Origin of the sequence: Lactobacillus sp. B4015, assembly GCF_026536055.1 — a bacterium.
In the GTDB taxonomy this organism is placed as follows: Bacteria; Bacillota; Bacilli; order Lactobacillales; family Lactobacillaceae; genus Lactobacillus; species Lactobacillus panisapium.
Genome location: NZ_JAFNOY010000003.1, coordinates 70,475 through 89,911 on the forward strand (window position 1 = coordinate 70,475; position 19,437 = coordinate 89,911).

At 37.4% G+C, this 19,437-nt stretch carries 22 protein-coding genes; 21 read left to right on the forward strand and 1 reads right to left on the reverse strand.

Annotated elements, in window-relative coordinates:
• The first annotated feature begins 1 nt into the window (after nucleotide 1).
• The 6 genes from J3U71_RS03610 to mreD all read left to right on the forward strand — a co-directional run bounded on the left by J3U71_RS03610 (nucleotide 2) and on the right by mreD (nucleotide 5,135).
• Complete coding sequence (locus tag J3U71_RS03610) at nucleotides 2-1,288, forward strand: bifunctional folylpolyglutamate synthase/dihydrofolate synthase (RefSeq protein ID WP_267392725.1); 1,287 nt, start codon at nucleotides 2-4, stop codon at nucleotides 1,286-1,288.
• Nucleotides 1,266-1,946: an HAD family hydrolase gene (locus J3U71_RS03615; protein ID WP_267392724.1), complete on the forward strand. Its 681-nt coding sequence runs from the start codon at nucleotides 1,266-1,268 to the stop codon at nucleotides 1,944-1,946. The genes J3U71_RS03610 and J3U71_RS03615 overlap by 23 nt, the downstream gene beginning before the upstream one ends.
• 35 nt (nucleotides 1,947-1,981) lie before the next feature.
• Nucleotides 1,982-2,605, forward strand: a complete 624-nt coding sequence (locus J3U71_RS03620; RefSeq protein ID WP_267392723.1) for a JAB domain-containing protein — start codon at nucleotides 1,982-1,984, stop codon at nucleotides 2,603-2,605.
• 96 nt (nucleotides 2,606-2,701) lie between these two features.
• Nucleotides 2,702-3,706 (forward strand): rod shape-determining protein, encoded by a 1,005-nt coding sequence (locus J3U71_RS03625; RefSeq protein WP_220269564.1) that lies wholly within the window; start codon nucleotides 2,702-2,704, stop codon nucleotides 3,704-3,706.
• Nucleotides 3,707-3,756: 50 nt separating this feature from the next.
• Nucleotides 3,757-4,608: a rod shape-determining protein MreC gene (gene mreC / locus J3U71_RS03630; protein ID WP_267392722.1), complete on the forward strand. Its 852-nt coding sequence runs from the start codon at nucleotides 3,757-3,759 to the stop codon at nucleotides 4,606-4,608.
• The gene (gene mreD, locus J3U71_RS03635) at nucleotides 4,608-5,135 is read left to right on the forward strand and encodes a rod shape-determining protein MreD (protein ID WP_267392721.1); all 528 of its coding nucleotides are present in this window, start codon (nucleotides 4,608-4,610) and stop codon (nucleotides 5,133-5,135) included. The genes mreC and mreD overlap by 1 nt, the downstream gene beginning before the upstream one ends.
• A gap of 28 nt (nucleotides 5,136-5,163) precedes the next feature.
• On the opposite strand, the gene J3U71_RS03640 is transcribed toward mreD, so the two are convergent.
• Nucleotides 5,164-5,295, reverse strand: coding sequence for a DUF4044 domain-containing protein (locus J3U71_RS03640; protein WP_220269567.1), 132 nt, complete (start codon nucleotides 5,293-5,295; stop codon nucleotides 5,164-5,166).
• Nucleotides 5,296-5,397: 102 nt separating this feature from the next.
• On the opposite strand from J3U71_RS03640, the gene J3U71_RS03645 reads away from it, so the two are divergent.
• From J3U71_RS03645 to J3U71_RS03715, 15 genes are all read left to right on the forward strand, one after another.
• Nucleotides 5,398-5,724: a DUF3397 family protein gene (locus J3U71_RS03645; protein ID WP_220269568.1), complete on the forward strand. Its 327-nt coding sequence runs from the start codon at nucleotides 5,398-5,400 to the stop codon at nucleotides 5,722-5,724.
• Between the two features lie 169 nt (nucleotides 5,725-5,893).
• Entirely contained in the window at nucleotides 5,894-6,325 is a 432-nt protein-coding gene (mraZ, locus tag J3U71_RS03650; protein ID WP_220269569.1) for a division/cell wall cluster transcriptional repressor MraZ, read from the forward strand.
• Between the two features lie 7 nt (nucleotides 6,326-6,332).
• The gene (rsmH, locus tag J3U71_RS03655) at nucleotides 6,333-7,280 is read left to right on the forward strand and encodes a 16S rRNA (cytosine(1402)-N(4))-methyltransferase RsmH (protein ID WP_267392783.1); all 948 of its coding nucleotides are present in this window, start codon (nucleotides 6,333-6,335) and stop codon (nucleotides 7,278-7,280) included.
• Between the two features lie 14 nt (nucleotides 7,281-7,294).
• Nucleotides 7,295-7,657: a cell division protein FtsL gene (gene ftsL, locus J3U71_RS03660; RefSeq protein ID WP_220269570.1), complete on the forward strand. Its 363-nt coding sequence runs from the start codon at nucleotides 7,295-7,297 to the stop codon at nucleotides 7,655-7,657.
• Complete coding sequence (locus tag J3U71_RS03665) at nucleotides 7,657-9,822, forward strand: penicillin-binding protein (protein ID WP_267392720.1); 2,166 nt, start codon at nucleotides 7,657-7,659, stop codon at nucleotides 9,820-9,822. Before ftsL ends, J3U71_RS03665 begins: the two co-directional genes overlap by 1 nt.
• A gap of 8 nt (nucleotides 9,823-9,830) precedes the next feature.
• Nucleotides 9,831-10,793 carry a phospho-N-acetylmuramoyl-pentapeptide-transferase gene (gene mraY / locus J3U71_RS03670; RefSeq protein WP_267392719.1) on the forward strand — a complete coding sequence of 321 codons (963 nt, stop codon included), beginning with the start codon at nucleotides 9,831-9,833 and terminating at the stop codon, nucleotides 10,791-10,793.
• Nucleotides 10,794-10,799: 6 nt separating this feature from the next.
• Entirely contained in the window at nucleotides 10,800-12,179 is a 1,380-nt protein-coding gene (gene murD, locus J3U71_RS03675; protein WP_220269573.1) for a UDP-N-acetylmuramoyl-L-alanine--D-glutamate ligase, read from the forward strand.
• Nucleotide 12,180: 1 nt separating this feature from the next.
• Entirely contained in the window at nucleotides 12,181-13,287 is a 1,107-nt protein-coding gene (murG, locus tag J3U71_RS03680) for an undecaprenyldiphospho-muramoylpentapeptide beta-N-acetylglucosaminyltransferase (RefSeq protein ID WP_220269574.1), read from the forward strand.
• A gap of 21 nt (nucleotides 13,288-13,308) precedes the next feature.
• Nucleotides 13,309-14,160: a cell division protein FtsQ/DivIB gene (locus tag J3U71_RS03685; RefSeq protein ID WP_267392718.1), complete on the forward strand. Its 852-nt coding sequence runs from the start codon at nucleotides 13,309-13,311 to the stop codon at nucleotides 14,158-14,160.
• A gap of 60 nt (nucleotides 14,161-14,220) precedes the next feature.
• Nucleotides 14,221-15,579, forward strand: coding sequence for a cell division protein FtsA (ftsA, locus tag J3U71_RS03690; RefSeq protein WP_220269576.1), 1,359 nt, complete (start codon nucleotides 14,221-14,223; stop codon nucleotides 15,577-15,579).
• Nucleotides 15,580-15,593: 14 nt separating this feature from the next.
• Entirely contained in the window at nucleotides 15,594-16,931 is a 1,338-nt protein-coding gene (gene ftsZ, locus J3U71_RS03695) for a cell division protein FtsZ (protein ID WP_220269577.1), read from the forward strand.
• Nucleotides 16,932-16,945: 14 nt separating this feature from the next.
• Entirely contained in the window at nucleotides 16,946-17,389 is a 444-nt protein-coding gene (locus tag J3U71_RS03700) for a cell division protein SepF (RefSeq protein WP_220221081.1), read from the forward strand.
• Nucleotides 17,389-17,691, forward strand: a complete 303-nt coding sequence (locus J3U71_RS03705; RefSeq protein ID WP_103751531.1) for a YggT family protein — start codon at nucleotides 17,389-17,391, stop codon at nucleotides 17,689-17,691. The genes J3U71_RS03700 and J3U71_RS03705 overlap by 1 nt, the downstream gene beginning before the upstream one ends.
• Complete coding sequence (locus tag J3U71_RS03710; RefSeq protein WP_267392717.1) at nucleotides 17,691-18,500, forward strand: RNA-binding protein; 810 nt, start codon at nucleotides 17,691-17,693, stop codon at nucleotides 18,498-18,500. Before J3U71_RS03705 ends, J3U71_RS03710 begins: the two co-directional genes overlap by 1 nt.
• Nucleotides 18,467-19,252 carry a DivIVA domain-containing protein gene (locus J3U71_RS03715; RefSeq protein WP_267392716.1) on the forward strand — a complete coding sequence of 262 codons (786 nt, stop codon included), beginning with the start codon at nucleotides 18,467-18,469 and terminating at the stop codon, nucleotides 19,250-19,252. The genes J3U71_RS03710 and J3U71_RS03715 overlap by 34 nt, the downstream gene beginning before the upstream one ends.
• Nucleotides 19,253-19,437 lie beyond the last annotated feature (185 nt).

Below are 19,437 nucleotides of genomic sequence, written 5' to 3' on the forward strand. Positions count from 1 at the left end.
TGTGAATTTTACCAATACTCAAGATGTGATTAGTTATTTATATTCGCTACCGAAGTTTCATGAAAAAGCAGATTTATCATACATTAAAAGAACTTTGGCTGCTTTACACAATCCTCAGGATAAAGTAAAAACCGTTCATGTCACGGGCACTAATGGTAAGGGTTCAACTTGTTATTATTTAAGTAATTTGTTGCAAAAGGCTGGTCAAAAGACCGGCCTTTTTGTTTCACCCTATGTTTTCGAATTTAATGAACGAATTCAGTTAAATGGACAAAACATCAGTGATGACCGTCTCATTGATTTGGCTAATCAGATTGAAAAAGTTCTTAGCAAGATTCGTCAAACTGAACCTGACTTTGCATTAGCGACTTTTGAATATGAAGTGGCGATGGCTTTTTTTTATTTTGCTGAGGAAAAATGTGACTTTGCCGTGATGGAAGTGGGCATCGGTGGTGAACATGACAAAACTAATGTGATTACCCCAGAAGTAAGTATCATCACAACAGTAGGGCTTGATCACGAACAAATTATTGGCCCAACACTTGAGGATATTGCCCGCGAAAAAAGTGGCATTATCAAGAAAAATCGGCCGGTAGTTTTAGGCAATATTCCCGAAGAAGTATTACCAATTATTTTAGCTAAGGCCAATGACGAAAATGCCCCTGTGAAGCTCTGGAACAAGAATTTTAGAATGGAAACTGAGAAAAATAAGGACATGATATATCGTGACAGAAACAGCACCTTATCTTTTACCGCCCGTCCTAGAGTAGAAGAAATTGATATTTCCGTGGCTGTTCAGGCTTTTAAGTTATTAAATTTGAAGTTAACTGATCTTCAAATTGAAAGAGCAATTAATGAAACTGTTATTCCAGGTCGCTATCAAATTTTGGCGACCAAGCCGCTAATTATTCTTGATGGTGCTCATAACATTCAAGCGATGAAAAATCTGTTAACTTTTGCTCACGAGCAGCAGCAAAAACGGCATGGAATAATTAGAATTTTGATCATGATGATGAAAGATAAAGATTTAACAGAAGTTTTTGCTCTATTTAAACCTACTGACCGCGTCATGCTTACAACAATTGACTATCCACGGGCGGCTAAAGAAGCCGATTTTCCACCAGAAGTTCGGGAAAAATACGAATACCATTCGGATTGGCAAAAAACCTATACCCAGATGAGACAAGCTAGCCAGGCAAATGATATACTGCTAGTAACAGGTTCGTTTTATTTGGTGGGCAACATCCTGCAAATGGAGGAAAAGAATGAGGATAGAAAACAGCACTGACGAAATTAATGGTGTGCTTTTTGATATGGATGGCTTACTGGTTAATTCAGAAGAATTATACTGGCAGGCGAATATTCAAGCGTCTCATGAAGCCAATTTATCAACTCCAGATGATATGTACTTAAAGTTGGTTGGTTCAACTAATAATGATATGCAAAATTTTTATAATGAGTATTTTGAAAGTAATGCTCAACGTGATCAGTTTATTAAAAGAACTGATGAACTGGTGTGGCAATGGACTGACCAGGGAAAGCTGAAGCTGCGTCCGGGAGTGCAAGAAACTTTAGATTTTTTGTATGAGCGTGACATACCAATGGCTATTGTCACTAGTAATACAGAGAATGTGGTAGAGCATAACTTATGGGTGACGGGAACGCGAAATTATTTTCAGTTTCACTTAAATTATGATGACGTTTTAAAAAATAACGTTAGACCCAAACCAGCACCGGATATTTACTTGTTGGCTGCCAAAAAAATAGGGGTTGCAAAAACTAATTTGTTGGCATTTGAAGATTCTTCACCAGGGCTGCAATCAGCGGTAAATGCTGGAATCAAATGTATGATGGTTCCAGAACTAATACCGGCTAACAAAAAGGATCATGAAATTGCCACGTGCATTTGTAAAGACTTTTTTGCAGTTTTAAAGCAATTTCAGTAATTTTCTACGTATTTAATAGTGAAAGGAATGATTTAATGAAAATTATGAAGTCCAAGCACTATTTAATTAATACGGATATGGAATTGTTGAGCACTTTATTTGGTCAATTAAAGGAAGAGGGAATTACTAAATTTGAACAACTAATCCAAAAAATAAAAGGATTAGGGTTAAATGATTTTAATGATTTATTTAAATATTTATCGGGCGCAAATTGTCCTGAGAACATAGCTATTATAAGTGAAGATTTGCTTGAAAGATTGCGAATGGCGTCATTTGATCGTGATGATGTGTTGACTTCTAGTAATGAGGTAGGCATGTATCTGACTAATAAATTAGCCAATCGCAAACAAGAGGAACTGTGGGCTTTTTATATTGATAACAGCAATCATATTATTGCTGAAAAATGTCTGTTTAGGGGAACTTTGGATAAATCTGTTGCACATCCACGTGAGATTTTCCGCTGGGCAGTAATATATCCTTGTGCAGGTATATTCGTAGTTCACAATCATCCCAGTGGTAACTTGATTCCTTCACAAAGTGATTTGAAATTAACAAAAATGTTGCAAAAAGCATCAGAGATGATGCATGTTGATTTTTTAGATCATTTTATTATAGGAAAAGGGCGTTATTTGAGTATGCGCGAACACCAATTGTTTTAAGTTCGTCTTAAAGTTACACCGCAAATCTTTTTTAAATTGCACTTTATGCTATAATTATTCAAGATTTAGAGACTGCAGGAATAAGGAGAGATTTTCGTGTTTGGATTAGGAGCAAAAAACATTGGCATTGATTTAGGAACAGCCAATACACTTGTCTATATGGAAGGCAAAGGTATAGTTTTAAGAGAGCCTTCCGTTGTTGCCAAAAATACACAAACTAATAAAGTAATTGCTGTCGGCTCAGAAGCAAGAGAAATGATTGGTAGAACACCGTCATCGATTGTTGCAATTCGACCAATGAAAGACGGTGTGATTGCGGATTATGATACAACGGCTTCGATGCTCAAGTACTTTATTGAAAAAACAGTTGGTAACGCGAAGCCTTCAGTAATGATTTGCGTTCCTTCAGGAGTAACTGAAGTAGAAAAGCGTGCTGTCATCGACGCTGCTCGTGTTGCTGGTGCACGTGAAGCCTATGTAATTGAAGAACCCTTTGCCGCAGCTATTGGTGCTGGTCTTCCAGTGATGGACCCAACAGGCTCAATGGTTGTTGATATTGGTGGAGGAACAACTGATGTTGCTACTATTTCGTTAGGTGGGATAGTTTCTTCAACTTCAATCCGTCAGGCAGGTGATAAATTTAATGCTGCTATTGTGAATTACATTCATTCAAACTTTAACCTGCTTATTGGTGAGCGTACAGCAGAAGATATTAAAATCCAGATTGGCTCGGCTTCGGTTGACAAGGCAAAAGATATTGAGACCGTAAATATTCGTGGTCGTGACTTAGTTACAGGCTTGCCAAAATCCGTTGATGTAAAGGCTGTTAATGTTTCTGAGGCAATTCAAGATGTTGTCCAAGATATTATTGTTGCAATTAAAGAGACGCTTGAGCAAACATCACCAGAAATTGCTGCTGATGTAATTGATCACGGTATAGTTTTAACCGGTGGAGGAGCATTGCTTAAGAATTTACCAGATGTAATCTCAGAAGCTACTAAAGTTCCTGTCTTTATTGCTCAAGATCCGCTTGATTGTGTTGCAATCGGTACCGGCAAGTCTCTTAAAAATATTGAAGTAATGCGTAGAAGTCGCAAATAATATTACAAGTCGGCCGTTTATGCCGACTTTTCTTTAGGGATCGATTCCAAATGAAGAAGTTTCTACAAAACAAAAAATTATTATCAGTTTGTATTGCCATTATTGTGATTTTTTCGATTATTGGTGGATCTGTAAGCTTGCGAAACAAAAGAAACACACCATTAGTTGTTCAAAGTTTTGGCAATGATATTGTTGCTGTAGGAGCAAGGATTGTTGACTTACCAATTGGACTTGTCTCTGGCAGTTTTAACACGGTTCATGACTTACTAAATACACAAAATGAAAATAATTATCTGAAAAGCCGGGTAACGGAGTTAGAACAAACGAAGACACGGAATGCTAGTCTAGAGGCTGAAAATCGTCAATTAAAAGAAGCGTTAAAAGTGAAAAAGACTCTAACAGACTTTGATATTGTTAATGCCTCCGTTATTTCTCGTTCACCTGATAGCTGGACCGACCTACTTGTGATTAATAAAGGTGCAACTGCCGGCCTTAAGAAAAATATGGCGGTTATGTCTGGTGGCGGAGTTATCGGTCGAATTATTGAAGTCAGTGCAGCTTCGGCCAAAGTTGAGTTAATTACTGCAACTGACAAGTCTGCTAATCGTTTCGCCGTCGAGGCGGAAGCAACCAATGGCAAAAAGGTTCATGGTATAATCACTGTTATTGGTAATAAGACTTTAGCTTTCACACAAGCAATTGATAGTCAGAAGCTAAAACAGGGAACCAAAATTTATACCAGCGGAATGGGTGGCAATTCCCCGAAGGGGTTATTGGTTGGTAAAGTAGCAACTACAACCCATGATACTTTTGGCTTATCAGATCTAATTAGAATAAATCCAGCTGGAGAATTAAACGATCCGTCGGTTGTTACCGTTATTAAAAGGACGGTGACGGATTAATGCGTTCTTTACAAAAATATACGTTGGCTCTAGGTTTAATTTTGGCTTTAGCTTTAAATGGGAGTCTATCATTATACTTACATCCATTTTTTAACTTAGGCGCGAATCAATTGATGCCTATAGGCATGATGCTGATTGCTCTGTTTGATGATACCAATTCCTACGAACTCTGGTTAGCTGCAGGAGCGGGTATAGTTAGTGATATTTATTTTTATGGTGTTTTAGGACTTTATTCAGTTTGCTTGCCTTGCGTATGCTTGTTGTTGCAAAAAAGTGCTCGGTTCTTTCCAGAAGTTTTTTGGGTAAGGTTAATAGCGGTCTTACTGAGTACAGTTTTAATTAACAGCTATAACTGGTTAGTTTTAAACTTAATGGGTATCAGCAACATTTCCGTTTCTGCATTACTGGGCAGTTTTTTGCCAACTATTGGTTGGTCATTTGTATTCATATTGATTACCTACAGAGTTTGGGGTATGCTAGCTAATAATTTTCCTTTTATGGTAAAACTTGAAAATTATCAAAATTAAAAACGTGAGAAATTATTTCTCACGTTTTTTATTCGAAATATCCTAAGGACATTAAAGCGTTAACTAAAACAGCCGCTAAGGTTATAATTGCCATTAGCCATGCCATAAAGATAGTCAATTTTTCAAATCCTGATTTTTTCTTTTTATGTTTCCGTGTCATCACTAGACCTCCCGTTTGAACAATATTTTATTCTACTTAATGGTTTTTTTCAAACAGCTATTAAGCTAAAATGGAAATTAAGTAATAGTAGAGGACAAAAATATGTTTTTAATTTTTTTATTACCACTTATTGGGATTTTTTTGGCAGTTTTACTAAATAGGCTTTTTCCAAAAGCACAATTTCATGGGTATGATATTCTCCCATTCTTCTTAGTGATTGCCTGCCACTTAATTGTGGTTCAGCAAAAACGATCCGAATTTTTACCATATGGATTTTTGCTGTTTTTTATATTTATAATAATAATTGCAATATCTGAGGCCGTTAAAAATAAAAACATTTCTTTGGGCAAAATTTTTCGTGAAATTTGGGACTTTCTCACTATGAACACGATATTCTGGTACATTGGACTATTATTTATGATGATTTAATGGGCTGACGTGACACTAATAAAATGAACTTAAAGGGTCGAAATCTCGCATGAGATTTCGATCTTTTTTTGCTTTTAAACATGGATAAATAAAAAATGTAAATTTTATACTAAAAAGTGGTAGGAAGTGGTGAAATGTGGTAAATTATTAATTGGAAGGGGGCTAGACCATGTTCATGGGTGAATACCATCACAATCTTGACAATAAAGGGCGGTTAATTATTCCCGCTCGTTTGCGTACTCAGATTGGTGACAAGATGATTTTTACTCGTGGAATGGAAGGCTGCATTTTTGGCTATACTACTGAAGCATGGCAAAAAATTGAGGCTAAGTTAGCACAACTTCCGTTGACTAAGAGAAATGCGCGTAGTTTTACGCGTTTGTTCTACTCTGGTGCAATGGAATGCGAATTCGATAAGCAAGGACGTGTTAATCTGACCACAACACTGAAGAAACACGCATCTTTGATTAAAGAATGTGTCATTGTTGGCGTTTCAGACCGGATTGAAATTTGGTCAAAAGAACGTTGGGAAGAATTTAGCGACCAAGCTAATGAAAACTATGATGACATCGCAGAAGATTTGGACGATATCGAGCTTTAATATGACTATAGAATTCAAACACACCAGTGTACTCTTACATGAAACAATCGAAAATTTAAAACCCCATGATGGTGGTCTTTACGTAGACGCGACTTTCGGTGGTGGCGGACATGCAAAATATTTGCTAAGCAAAATTGAGCGAGGAACACTAATTGGTTTCGATCAAGATGAATATGCAATAAAGTCAGCACAGTTAAACTTTGTAGATTTGTTAAATCCTGATAGTGAACCTAAGTTAAAACTTGTACACGACAATTTTAGTCATTTGAAGAAGAACCTAGTAGATCTTGGTTATCAAAATGACATTGACGGTATATACTATGATTTAGGGGTTTCATCTCCTCAATTTGATCAAGCAGGACGTGGCTTTTCATACCGTTTCGATGCTAGATTAGATATGAGAATGGATCAAAGCCAAGCACTTGATGCATATCAATTAGTTAACAATTCGAGTCAAAAAGAATTAGCTAATATTTTGTATAAGTTTGGGGATGAAAAATATTCCCGCCAAATTTCTCGCAAAATCGTCGAAAGAAGACAAAAGAAACCAATAGAAACAACTTTTGAATTGGTAGAGGTTATTAAAGAAGCAATACCTGCGTTTGCACGCCGGACTGGAGGCCATCCTGCAAAGAAAACATTTCAAGCTTTAAGAGTGGCAGTTAACCACGAACTTGATGTTTTGCAGGAATCACTTGAAGAAGCCATTGAGCTTTTGAAGCCAAACGGTAGAATTAGTGTGATAACTTTTCAGTCTGACGAAGACAAAATCGTAAAAAACATTTTTAAGAAATACTCAGAAGTTGAAGTTCCGAGAGGAATGCCGATGGTACCAGATAGTATGAAGCCAACACTTCGCTTGGTTAATCGTAAACCAATCATTGCTTCAGACGAAGAGTTAAAAAACAATAACCGCTCACACAGTGCAAAGTTGCGGGTTGCGGAAAAATTGTGAAGAGGAAAATAGTAATGGCTGATAGTTTAGCAAGAAAAGTAGAATTTAATCCTAATAAACAACAAAAGCCTGAGCAACGAAAACGGCAGGTCTTAGATCATAGTCGCATTGCTTGGAATGGCCTAGAAAAATCTTTGCTTGTTCTAGGAACCATTATTACACTGGGATTAATGACCCTATTAGTTTCTTCAAGCATTTCTGCCACTTCAGCACAACATGAATTAACCAGTGTGCAACGTGCAGTTGCAAAAGGGCAAAATCAAGTTAGTGACTTACATCAAGAATTAGGTGAGTTAACCTCAAGCGCAAGAATGAATAAAATTGCCAAGAATAAAGGGTTGACTCTAATTGAAAAAAATATTAGGACTATTCGCTAATGAAAAAGCACAATAGTAATTTAATTTTGCAAAAATCCAAAGCTCACAAATACCGTTTTACAGTAGGTAGATTCCTCCAGGTAACCGTAGCTTTGGTTTTTCTTGTATTTATAGGCAGATTTTTGTATATTGGAATCTCCAAGACTGTTAGTGGAGAAGATTTAACTAAAAAGACAGAACAGCTTTATATGCGTAATCAAGTTCTGAAGGCAACTAGGGGAACGATTTATGATCGAAATGGTTTAGCGGTTGCACAGGACTCGCATCTATATACTGTTTATGCCATCTTGGATAAGTCTTCGATCAATTATAAAAATAAGCCTGAATACGTTGTCAATAAAGAAGAAACGGCTGCCAAGTTAGCTAAGGTGCTGCCATTATCAAGTAGTCAAATACTGCATTATTTGAATCCTGCTCATCCTGTTTTTCAAGTTCAGTTTGGGACTGCGGGAATTGGTTTAACCAAAAGGCAAAAGGATCAAATTGAAAAAATGAAGCTTCCGGGAATTAAATTCTTCGAAACGCAATCGCGCCTATATCCTAACGGTAATTTTGCTTCTCATGTGATCGGGGTAGCAAGCCCCGAATATGATAAGAAGAAGCAAACCCAGAATTTAGTTGGTACAATGGGGCTTGAGGCTTGGTATAACGATCAGCTTTCCGGTAAGGATGGTTATCAAATATCATCAGTTGATGCTTCTAATTTTCAAACACCGAATAGCGTTCAAAACTTTCAATCACCTAAAAATGGTAATAATCTTTACCTAACTATTGATTCTCAACTTCAAGAATATCTTGAAAGCCGCTTGTCATATGTTCAAAATAATTTTTCCCCAGTTTCAATGACGGCTGTGGTCGAAGACATAAAAACGGGTAAAATTTTGGCTGCTTCACAAAGACCAACTTTTAATCCACAAACAAAAAAGGGAATTGAAAATTCTTATCGTAACATTTTAGTGCAAGATACTTATGAACCGGGTTCTGTTTTCAAGGTATTAACGCTATCTGCGGCGGTTAATAGTGGCAGTTATCATCCAAATCAATACTATAATTCAGGGTCAGTCACGGTTAGCGGTTCTGTAATTCACGACTGGCAACCGCATGGCTGGGGTAGTATTCCGTTTTCTCAAGCCTTCCCACGGTCCAGTAACACCGGATTTGTCCATATCGAGCAACAAATGGGCGCAAAAACTTGGCGTAAGTATCTGAATAAATTTCATATCGGTCAAAAAACGGATGTAACATTACCAGGGGAACAACCAGGGTTACTTGCGTTTAAATCGCCAATTGACCAAGCGGTTACTAGTTTTGGCCAAGGTGTTAACGTCAATGTGATGCAAATGATGCAGGCATTCAGTAGTTTGGCTAATGACGGTCAAATGGTTAAGCCTCAATTCGTTGACAAAATTACTAATGCCGAAGGTAAGACAATTTCTGGTTATCAAGTAAAAAAAGTTGGTCAACCGGTTTATTCAAAAGAAACGGCTCAAGTCGTCTTAGCAAATATGCGACGGGTGTTAGATAAACAAATTGGTACTGGATCTGTTTATCGTATTAAGGGTGAAAGCATTGCCGTTAAAACTGGTACGGCACAAATTGCTAATCTTAAAGGTGGTGGCTACCTCAAGGGCGATAATAATTATACTTTTTCAGTTGTCGGTGTGACGCCAGCTAAACATCCGCGGTATTGTATCTATATTACTGTAAAGCAGCCACGTAAAATGACTAAACCAGCTGAAGTAATCCTGTCATCAATTTTTAAGCCAGTGATGAACCGGGTCATTTTAATGTCGAAAAATGAGGTCGATGATTCAACGATTGTTAAAATACCTGACTTCACAGGAATGACTTATTCTGAGGCACAAAAAAAGGCTCGTCAACTGGGCTTAAGGCTTGCCAAGATAGGTAGTGGTGATAAAATAACTGAACAGTCAATTAAACATAACCAGAAGCAAGAAGCCGGAAAGCGAATGTTTGTCATGACTTCCGGCAAGATTACTTGTCCAAATATGAAAAACTGGACAATTGACGATTTGCACCAGTTTGCTGACTTGACTGGCGCAAAAATTACAATTCAGGGAACTGGCGTCGTGAAAGAGCAAAGCCGTTCGGTGAATTCAACCATAAAGTCGGGAACAAAAATCAAAGTTAAATTAAAGGAGTAGCACTTTTTATGCTAGTAATCAGCATCATTGCATTAGTTAGTTCATTAGTCTTAACCGGTATTTTTTTACCGTGGATGATTATTTTTATGCGGAGCCATCATGAAGGACAAGAAATTCGAGATGAAGGTCCAAAGTGGCACGAAAAAAAATCAGGAACGCCAACGATGGGTGGTGTTGTTTTTGTTCTTTCGACGGTTATTTCCACCGTATGGGTTGCCTGCTGGCAAAATCAATTAAATAAATTAATCTGGATTTTATTAATCAGTTTATTAGGATACGGTATTATTGGCTTTTTAGACGATGGTATTAAGCTATTTTATAAACGCAATCTTGGATTAAAAGCCTGGCAAAAATTTGCACTACAGATTTTGATTGCAGTCATTATTATTGGTATTGCAGCAACAGATCATTTTAGTTTTGGTCTATATATTCCCTTTATTGGCACTGTCACTAGCGTTGTTCTATTCACAATTTTTGAAATTTTCTGGCTGGTTGGCTTTTCAAACGCAGTTAACTTGTCAGATGGGCTAGATGGGCTAGCAACAGGGTTATCAATCATTGCATATGCGACATATGCCTATTTGGCTCTTAAGCAAGAGAATTTTGCGGTTCTCATTTTCTGTATGAGTGTTATCGGCGGTTTAATTTCATTTTTTATTTTTAACCATAAACCTGCTAAAATTTTTATGGGTGATGCCGGCTCCTTAGCACTTGGTGGCGGATTAGCTGCTGTTAGTTTATTCTTAAATAGACCGTGGTCATTGCTTTTGATTGGAATTGTTTTTGTTTGCGAAACGGCTAGTGTAATTCTTCAAGTTATTTCTTACCAGACTACAGGCAAAAGAATATTCAAAATGACGCCGATTCATCACCATTTTGAGATGCTTGGCTATTCCGAATGGAAAGTTGATATCATTTTTTGGATTATTGGTTTAATTGGTAGTATTTTATATTTAATAATTTGGGGTTAAAAAATAATGAGGCAAATAAAAAAATATGTCGATAAGAATATTTTAGTTTTAGGCCTAGGAAAAAGTGGTTTTGCAGTAAGTATGTTGTTGCTTAAACTTGGTGCAAAGCTGACTTTGAACGACCAGGCTGAACTTGCACAAAACGAGCATGCCCAAAAGCTCAAGGAATTAGGTGTACGCGTAATTGGTGGTCACCATCCAGTTGAACTATTAAGTGACGAGCATTTTGATTATTTAGTCAAAAATCCTGGTATTCCGTATGACAATCCAATGGTAAAAAAAGCTCTTGATTTGTCTATTCCAGTAATTACTGAACCAGAAATTGCCCTAAACGTGAGTGAGGCACCTTATGTTTGTGTTACCGGTTCAAATGGTAAGACTACGACAGTTATGCTGACGCAGCAAATACTTGAGCATCATTTAGCCCCGCAAAATCACCATGCTTATGCTGTTGGTAATATCGGAGTTCCAATTTCTCAGGTGGTCGAAAAAGCTACCAAGGATGACATTTTAGTTGTTGAAATGTCGAGTTTTCAATTATTGGGAGTGGCTGATATTGACCCTAAAGTTGCAGCAATCGTTGATATTTATCATAATGTCCACTTGGATTACCACAAGACATATGCGAATTATGTTAATGCCAAATTAAATGTTACGCGAACACAAACGTCCCAAGATTACTTTTTGGCTAACTTTGACCAAAAGGAAATTTTAGCAAAAGAAAAAGAAGCAACCAAGGCCAAGGTACTAACCTTTTCTGAGAATGATCAAGCAGCAGATTATTTTATCGCTGATGGTTATTTGCAGAGTCATGAAGGTAAGATTATGAAGACACAGGACATGAAACTCCCGGGAATTCATAATCAGCAAAATGCTCTTGTTGCCAGTGCAATTGCGCAGATGATGGGCGCAAATGATGACGATATTCGCAAGGTGCTAGCTACATTTACCGGAGCTAAGCACCGATTGCAATATGTTATGACATTAGACGATCGAAAAATATATAACGATTCAAAGTCAACTAATATCGAGGCTGCAACCGTGGCCATACCTTCCTTTAGTGAACCAGAAGTGCTGATTGCTGGCGGCCTTGATCGCGGATTTAATTTTGATTCATTGGTGCCGTTACTAAAAAAGCACGTCAAAGCAATTGTTCTGTATGGTGAGACGCGCTATTTACTGGCTGATGCAGCTAGAAAGGCCGGTATCAAGGAAATTGTTATTGAAAATTCACTTCAAGAAGCTGTCCCTAAGGCCTATGAGTTAACCAGTCCGGGTGATATTTTGCTATTTTCACCAGCCTGTGCTTCCTGGGATCAGTTTAGAACCTTTGAAGAACGTGGTGATTATTTTGTAAATTTTGTTAAGGAACTTAAAACGAAGTAAAATGAGGATTATTTTTACAGGTGGCGGTACAGGTGGCCACATTTATCCAATAATGGCATTAATTGAAAGATTAAAAGAAAGAAATATTGCAACAAATGATGAAATTCTATTTGTTGGGACTAAAAAGGGACTTGAAGCGAAGATTGTTCCTGCCGCGGGAGTTAACTTTCAGACAATTGAAATTCAAGGATTTAGTCGGAAACATTTATTAAGCAATTTTGCCACTGTTAGCCTATTTATGAAGGCTACTAAAAGGGCTAAGAAAATTATTACTGATTTTAAGCCTGACGTAGTTGTTGGGACCGGGGGCTATGTTAGTGGAGCAATAGTTTTTGCTGCAGCCAAGTTGCACGTTCCCACGATGATTCATGAATCTAATTCGGTTGTCGGTGTGGCAAATAAGTTTTTAGGTCATTATGTTGATAAAATATGTTATACCTTTGACGATGCTGCTAAACAATTTCGGGAAAAGAAAAAACTGGTTAAAACTGGTAATCCACGTTCGCAACAAGTTTTAGGTTTGGCTGCGTCGAAGGTAGATTTGCAGAGTAAGTGGGGCTTAAATCCTAAAACTCCCACCGTTCTAGTCTTTGGTGGCTCCCGTGGGGCGTTAACGATTAATCGAATTATGTTAAAATCGTTAACTAAATTGGAAAAGAAGCCCTATCAAATTATTTGGGTAACTGGAACTTATTATTATGATGAAATCCAGAAGAAACTAGCAGGCATTAATTACGGGAAAACAATTAAAATTCTTCCTTATGTCAAAGATATGCCAGCGTTGCTACCGAAAATGACGTGTGTCGTCTCAAGATCAGGTGCGACGAGTATTGCCGAAATTACAGCACTTGGTGTGCCGGCAATTTTAATTCCAAGCCCTAACGTGACTCATAATCATCAAATGATTAATGCTTTAGACCTTGAGAAAAGGGGTGCAGCAACAGTAATTGCCGAAAATGACCTAAACCCTAATAACTTTATCTCTTCAATCGACCATATTTTGCTTGATAGCAAATATGCTGATGAAATGAGTAATGCTTCTAAAAAGCTTGGCGTTCCTGACGCTTCTGACCAAGTAATAAAGGTAATGCAAGAAATTGCAAAATAATTAAGAGTGGAGGTGAGACAGTTGACAAAAAAGCGGATAACTAAGATTGATCCCAAGGAAAAGCTGTCACGCTATTTGGATTACCAATCTAAGCAAAAGAAAAGAAAAAACCAAACTAAAATCTCTGCCTCACTTTCTAAATTGCATGGTGAGCGTAAAAGCGCTCTTTTCAAACGGTTAGGCTTAATTGTGGGTATCTCTCTTTTGTTTATTATTGCTTTAGGCTATTATATTTCACCGCTTGCCAATATTAAGAGTGTCAAAATCCAAGGTGGAAATGATTTACCGATTAAGCAAGTTGTTAAAACTTCTGAAATTCGATCAAGTGACAAGGTTATTGATTATATACTCCATTTAAACGATGTTAATAATAAGTTAACTAAAAAATATACTGAGATTAAAAATGTTAATATTAGCGTAAATCATTTTAATCAACTGGTTTTACAGATCAATGAATATAAAACGATTGGTTATATTAAAAAAGAAAATGGATATTGTAAAATTTTATCCCACGGAAAGCTAGGCACGCAATTATTACCTTGGAATAAAGTAAGTCAAGATAAGCCAGTTTTTATTGGCTACAATCATGAGGTTTCTTTGAAAAACGATCTCAAACTATTTAATAGTTTGCCCAGCGATTTTCAAAGTCAGATCAAGCTTTTGAGCGGAAATACCCGTCGAAAATCGCAAGTGATTTTTTTGATGAAAGACGGAAATGTAATCATCGGCAACGTCTCGACTCTCAAAAGCAAATTAAAGTATTATAATGAAATAAAGACTAAAGTAGGAAAAAATAGTTTGATTGATTTGGAAGTAGGAGCATTTAGTCGCCCACTTACTCCAAATGAAAAGCGGACTTATGGCTTAACATAAGCTGAATTTATGCTTTTTTTATGTTAAACTTTTTAAAAGAGCATCGACGGGGGGTTAATTTTGGACAATACAAATCTTTTGGTGGGACTGGATATAGGTACTACCAGCGTAAAAGCAGTTGTTGCGGATTCAGGCAAAGTAATAGGTGCAGTGGCGGTTCCAAATAAAGGAATGCGTCATGGCAATATTGTTGATATTGATGAAACAGCGAATGCGATTAGACGTGCATTAAAAGAAATTGCAAATAAGACTAATGCAAAAATTTATCGTGTCGTAACTGGCATTCCAGTAGGAATGTTGCAGCTAGAAACGGCAAGCGATTTAATTAATGTTAGCGACAATGGTCAAGAAGTCGGCAATAACGATGTAAGACGAGTTGTTCAAACAGCAATTAAATCGGCAGTCAAAAGTGAAAGGGAACCAATTGCTTTCTTACCAAGTCGCTTTTTAATCGATGGCAGAACCGAAGTTGACGATCCTCGCAAAATGATTGCACATTCTTTGGCTGTGCAAGGTATTTTGCTAACTGCACCAGCGAGCCCATTGCACAATATCAAAAAAGCAGTCGAGCGTGCAGGCTATCAAAATAACTTCTTTATTCCAACCCCTCTTGCTATTGCTAGTGTTGCCCTTGATGAAAGTGAGCGCACATTTGGTTCAATTATTCTTGATTTAGGCGGTGGAGTTACCACTGCAACAGTTATTCACAATGGTCAGATCAAGTATGCAAATATTGACTTCGAAGGTGGTAGTGATATTACAAATGATATTTCTGCCGTTTTAAGTACATCTAAGAGCGATGCGGAGCAAATTAAGTTAGATTATGGCTACGCTGATCCAAATTTAGCGTCAGCTAAGAATAAATTTGCGGTTAACAGTGTTGGTTCTAACGGCCAACAAATGGTTGATGAAGTCTATCTAAGTGAAATTATTAATGCACGAATTTTGCAAATTGTCAGTCGAATTGAAAAAGGCTTAGTAAAGCATGATGCACTCAAACTTCCGGGTGGGATTGTGATTACTGGCGGCAATAGTTTGCTTCAGGGAATTGATAATATCATTGCTTCGAAACTGAATATTAAAACGCGAATATATCAACCTGATCAAATTGGGATGCGTAATCCAGTTTATTCGGCTGCTTATGGTATAGTAAACTATGCATATAAAATGTCTGATATTGACTTTTTGGTTATCAGTGCCATTTATGGTAAAAACGTATTGGGAGAACCAGAAGAGCACAACGAAAAAATTGCTAAAAATTCAAAAAGAGCAGTTGCTGGTAATGAAACCAAAGTAAAAGAAGAATATAATAGACATGAGTTGTTAAAGCGAGAGAAGAGATCGCAAAGCAAATCAAAAAATAATACGCAAAATAAAGATAAAAGCATTAAGAATTTCTTTAAAAAGTTCTTTGATTAAAGGTGGTTAATTAGATGGATTTCACATTCGATTCGGACGACAATAAAAATGCTGTCATCAAAGTGATTGGTGTCGGCGGTGCTGGTGGTAATGCTGTTAATCGAATGATCGATGACGGCGTACAAGGAGTTTCTTTTGTAGCTGCGAATACTGATGTTCAGGCTCTTAATAGTAATAAGGCAGAAACTAAAATTCAGCTTGGGCCGAAACTAACTCGTGGTTTAGGTGCAGGTTCACATCCTGAAGTAGGTCAAAAAGCAGCAGAAGAAAGCGAACAAACAATTGAAGATGCACTAAAAGGTGCAGATATGATTTTTATTACCGCAGGAATGGGTGGTGGTACTGGTACCGGTGCCGCACCTGTTGTGGCAAAAATTGCGCGTGAAACTGGTGCTTTAACTGTTGGTGTAGTCACACGACCATTCACATTTGAAGGCCCGAAGCGTTCAAAAAATGCGGCTGAGGGTATTTCGCAATTAAAGCAATATGTTGATACACTTGTTATTATTGCAAATAACCGGTTGCTTGAAATGGTTGACAAGAAGACGCCAATGATGGATGCCTTTAAAGAAGCTGATAATGTATTAAAGCAAGGTGTTCAAGGTATTTCTGATTTGATTACTTCAACTGATTACGTTAACCTTGACTTCGCTGACGTTAAGACAGTTATGGCTAATCAAGGTGCTGCTTTAATGGGAATTGGGCGCGCTAGTGGTGAAAATAGAACAGTTGAAGCTACTAAGTTGGCAATTTCTTCACCGCTTCTTGAAGTTTCAATTGATGGTGCTCGGCAAGTTCTATTGAACATTACTGGTGGACCTGATTTGACTCTATTTGAAGCACAAGATGCTTCAGAAATAGTTTCCAAGGCCGCTGGTGATGATGTCAACATTATCTTTGGTACTTCAATTAATCCTAATTTAGGAGACGAAGTTGTTGTGACTGTTATTGCAACAGGAATTAGTTCGCAGGCTGAAGAAGAGGCTTCAAAGCAGCTACCTGGCCGCAGTCATCAAGTTAAGGCTCAACCAAGCAAAGAGTCACGTTCGCAAATACCAGAACAAGGTACTGCAAAACCTGCTGCTGAAGAAGAAACGGCGGTTAACCAGCAAACACAGGTACAACCAGCACCTAAGCATAAGACTATGGTTGACCCTACAAGTGTTTGGGGCTTAAATAGTGATGACACCCAAGAAACTAGACGTTCGACACCAGCCAGTGTTGAATCTAGTGAAAGACAGACTTCTTTTGATGATGACGACCAAAGCAGTATTTCACAAATTGAAACGAGTGCTATTGACGACGATGATACAGATGATATCCCGTTTTTTAGACACCGTGGTGAAAACTAATAGGAGGCAATGTAATGGCTTTTAGTAAAATAGGTAAGTTTTTCGGTGTTTCTGATGACGAAGACGAGTTATTAGACGGCGAAGAATATGTTGATGACCAAGAAATAACCGATGAGGATAATATTCCAAATGGTGCGATTGATCATGATAAAGTGGTTTCCATCAAATCTGGAATCAATTCTGCTAAAAGCAAAATTGTTTTGTATGAACCCCGTGTTTATTCAGACGCAAAAGATGTTGCACAAAACTTGCTGAGTAATAAAGCAGTAATTATTAATTTCAGTCGAATGGAAGATGCCTCAGCGCGTCGAATCGTTGACTTTATTACTGGCACTGTTTATGCGTTAAATGGCGAGATTCAACGTATTGGTGACAAAATTTTCTTGGCAACCCCGCCGAAGTTTGTTACTAATGGTAAAATTAGCGATTTAGTAGATAAGAAAGATAATTTGAGTTAATGCTTACAGCAATTTATTACATCCTAAATACCATTAAGTGGATTATTTGGGTATACAGTATTGTTATGGTTATTGATGCAATTATGAGCTGGGTGCCGATGCTACGCGATTCATTTGTAGGTCGACTAATTGATCGTCTAGTTGACCCTTATGTAAATCTGTTCCGCAAAGGACCAATTCAAACTTTAACTAATTCGACTGGTTTGGATATATCGTTTTTAATTGGATTGTTAGTGCTTTATTTTATTCAAGATTACGTATTGGGCTGGATTGCTAATATTTTATTAAGGATCTTTTTATAATGAAGAAACGGCAAGCTAGCAAATTCTATCCATATTTTGATTCAGAAGAAAAATCGGTTATTGATAAAATGACCGGTTTTTTCAATAGCATTGTTTTTAAGCATCAACCTATTTTGACTGATTTTTTAAATCCTGGTGAACGAGATATTTTAAAAACAATTAGTGGTAACGACCTGTTTATTCAAGAATTTGGTGGATACCCTAATGCTGAGAAAAAACGGGTTTATATGGCTGAGGACTGGGTCAATTTAGCTCCTTGCGTCTATGAAATTACACCTTGCGAAATAGTGTATCCGCAAAAATTCGCGCACTTATCGCATAGTGCGATTTTAGGTAGCATAGCTAATTCTGGAATCGAAACTGATACTTTTGGTGATATCATTACTGACAATGCGGGTCATTGGCAAATCTTTGTAAAAAATGAGTTAGTTACTTTTTTTCAGGAAGAGATTAGCCGAATTGGCCGCTCGCAAGTTAAAATTCGGCCAATTGCTGCCAAAGATATTTTGCATGCTGAAGATGATAGTACTGACGCAACGATTATCGCTGCATCGTTAAGAATTGATGCAGTATTATCGGGCATTAGTAAACAGAGTCGTAAAATAATCAAAGATGCAATTACCGCGAATTTAGTGAAATTAAATTGGCATGGAGTGCGAGATTCTAATATAATAGTAAAAGAAACTGATATCATTAGTTTGCGACATTTTGGAAGATGCCAGGTAATGAATATCTCGTCTACGAGAAAAGGTAAATTTAAGGTGGTGCTGAAGCTGTGGCAGACAAGAAAAAACAGACAAAAAAATTAACCCCCATGGACATTCATGATCAAGAATTTAAAAAACGAGGCCTAAGTGGCTATGATCGGCATGAAGTTGATGCGTTTCTAGATCGGATTGTTGATGATTATGGAGATGCACTTGATGAAAGGGTTGATTTGAAAAATCAAATTACAAAACTAAATCATCAAGTTGAAAAATTACAAGCGGAAGTAACCAGGTTTCATAATAATGAATCAGCAGCCAAGGCTCAACTAGCTGATGCACATGTAAAAGCCCAAGAAATCATTAATACAGCTACGCAACAAGCTCATAATGAAACTGCTCAAGCTAAAGTTGATACTGAATACCAGAAGCAGCAATTAGATACAATCAAAGAAGATTATGATCGGGTTAAAAAAGAAGTTGCGGGTTATAGAAGTTACATTCAGGAACTTTTGCAACAAGCAATCAAAAATCTTGATGATGAGAAATGGCAAAAAGCCCTTGATAAATATTTTTCGACTGAACGTTTTTACCCACCAGATGGTGCTGAGCCTATCATGTTAACAGATGCAGAAGAAGTTGTTGATGAAGATGACGACGATGATCTCACTGTTGAGGTTGACAATGGCGGAGATGATGAAGTAAACTTTGTTGAAGACACCGCAGATGATCCTAAGCCAATGGCTGGAGATAGTCCGAATTCTGAAACGGTGAATTTACGAGAAAATGAAAATGCGCCAATAGTAGAACCTGGTGCGCAAATTATTTTTCCCGATAGTGATAAGAATCATAAATAATAAACAGGCAGTAAAACTTGAAAGCAAGTCAGCGAATTAGCGGTGGTGTAAGGCTAATATAAGAGCTCGATAGTTGATCAGCTGCTAACTAAATTGTTTATTCGGTAATTGCACGTTACGCAATCTATAAGTGGAGTTTAAAAGCTCAATTTAGGTGGTACCACGATGAATAAACCTCGCCCTAA

What these genes read in the sequence shown, in the direction of transcription:
- mreC (WP_267392722.1), top strand. Translation starts at nt 3,757, where the DNA reads ATGAAGAAGTTTCTACAAAACAAAAAATTATTATCAGTTTGTATTGCC.
- murD (WP_220269573.1), top strand. Translation starts at nt 10,800, where the DNA reads ATGAGGCAAATAAAAAAATATGTCGATAAGAATATTTTAGTTTTAGGC.
- mraZ (WP_220269569.1), top strand. Translation starts at nt 5,894, where the DNA reads ATGTTCATGGGTGAATACCATCACAATCTTGACAATAAAGGGCGGTTA.
- J3U71_RS03700 (WP_220221081.1), top strand. Translation starts at nt 16,946, where the DNA reads ATGGCTTTTAGTAAAATAGGTAAGTTTTTCGGTGTTTCTGATGACGAA.
- J3U71_RS03665 (WP_267392720.1), top strand. Translation starts at nt 7,657, where the DNA reads ATGAAAAAGCACAATAGTAATTTAATTTTGCAAAAATCCAAAGCTCAC.
- J3U71_RS03615 (WP_267392724.1), top strand. Translation starts at nt 1,266, where the DNA reads ATGAGGATAGAAAACAGCACTGACGAAATTAATGGTGTGCTTTTTGAT.
- J3U71_RS03645 (WP_220269568.1), top strand. Translation starts at nt 5,398, where the DNA reads ATGTTTTTAATTTTTTTATTACCACTTATTGGGATTTTTTTGGCAGTT.
- mreD (WP_267392721.1), top strand. Translation starts at nt 4,608, where the DNA reads ATGCGTTCTTTACAAAAATATACGTTGGCTCTAGGTTTAATTTTGGCT.
- ftsZ (WP_220269577.1), top strand. Translation starts at nt 15,594, where the DNA reads ATGGATTTCACATTCGATTCGGACGACAATAAAAATGCTGTCATCAAA.
- murG (WP_220269574.1), top strand. Translation starts at nt 12,181, where the DNA reads ATGAGGATTATTTTTACAGGTGGCGGTACAGGTGGCCACATTTATCCA.
- ftsL (WP_220269570.1), top strand. Translation starts at nt 7,295, where the DNA reads ATGGCTGATAGTTTAGCAAGAAAAGTAGAATTTAATCCTAATAAACAA.
- J3U71_RS03640 (WP_220269567.1), bottom strand. Translation starts at nt 5,295, where the DNA reads ATGACACGGAAACATAAAAAGAAAAAATCAGGATTTGAAAAATTGACT.
- J3U71_RS03710 (WP_267392717.1), top strand. Translation starts at nt 17,691, where the DNA reads ATGAAGAAACGGCAAGCTAGCAAATTCTATCCATATTTTGATTCAGAA.
- J3U71_RS03705 (WP_103751531.1), top strand. Translation starts at nt 17,389, where the DNA reads ATGCTTACAGCAATTTATTACATCCTAAATACCATTAAGTGGATTATT.
- mraY (WP_267392719.1), top strand. Translation starts at nt 9,831, where the DNA reads ATGCTAGTAATCAGCATCATTGCATTAGTTAGTTCATTAGTCTTAACC.
- J3U71_RS03620 (WP_267392723.1), top strand. Translation starts at nt 1,982, where the DNA reads ATGAAAATTATGAAGTCCAAGCACTATTTAATTAATACGGATATGGAA.